This is a genomic window from Candidatus Pelagibacter communis (assembly GCF_001180205.1).
Classification (GTDB): Bacteria; Pseudomonadota; Alphaproteobacteria; order Pelagibacterales; family Pelagibacteraceae; genus Pelagibacter; species Pelagibacter ubique_O.
Genome location: NZ_CVSU01000040.1, coordinates 1 through 900, shown reverse-complemented (window position 1 = coordinate 900; position 900 = coordinate 1). Strand labels below are relative to the sequence as shown.

1 protein-coding gene is annotated in these 900 nt (G+C 28.9%); it reads left to right on the top strand.

From position 1 onward, the window contains the following. Positions 1-675 (top strand): glutamate ligase domain-containing protein (locus AMO08_RS01735; RefSeq protein ID WP_425304628.1); only part of this gene is annotated, 675 nt, incomplete at its 5' end. Positions 676-900: the final 225 nt, after the last annotated feature.

Here is a 900-nt window from a genome sequence, read left to right as displayed (position 1 = left end):
AATAAAATTAAAGAAAATATTAAAAAAACAATTTCAAATAATAGATCAAATAAGTTTTTCCATAATGAAAATTATAGTTTTACAATGCAAGAAAATGACTTCTTTTATTATGAAGATCAATTTGGGGGAATAAAATTACCTATGCCAAATGTTAAAGGTCAATTTCAATTAGAAAATGTCTCAACAGCAATTACGACCCTAAGAATTTTGAAAGACTTGAAAATTAAAGATGACCACATCAAAAAAGGTATTTTAAAAATAAATTGTATTGCAAGATTACAAGAAATTAAATCTGGAAAACTTAAGGAGCTTGTAAAAGATCACAAACTTTATGTTGATGGATCTCATAACCCATTGGGAGCAAAAGTTTTGAATGAATACTTGGAAAGTTTAGATTGCAATAAACACATCATTCTTGGAATGATGGCTAATAAAGATCATAATGAATATATGAGTTTCTTTAAGGATATCTCTACATTGACTACAATAGATATACCTAATCAACCTAATTCTATTAAAGGAGGAGAGCTTAAAGATAAGCTAAACGGTTTTTCAAACATAAATTATAAGGAAAGTATAGAAGATGCTATAAAGTCAATCCCGTTAAAAGAAAACGATATAATACTGATTACTGGATCGTTATATCTTGCGGGTGAAGTTTTAAATTTAAATTAGATATTTTTATCTAAAAATTCCTTCATGTGACTTTCGGGAACTCCACCAACTTTTCTATCTACTTCAACGCCTTTTTTATAGATAATAACTGTTGGAACACCTCTGATACCTGCTGCACTTCCGGTATTTATTCCACCATCTTCAACATCGGCATAATAGAAACCAGCCTTATCTTTGAAGGTGTCGGAGAAACCAACTGAATAAAATTAATTCTTCTTTTTTTAC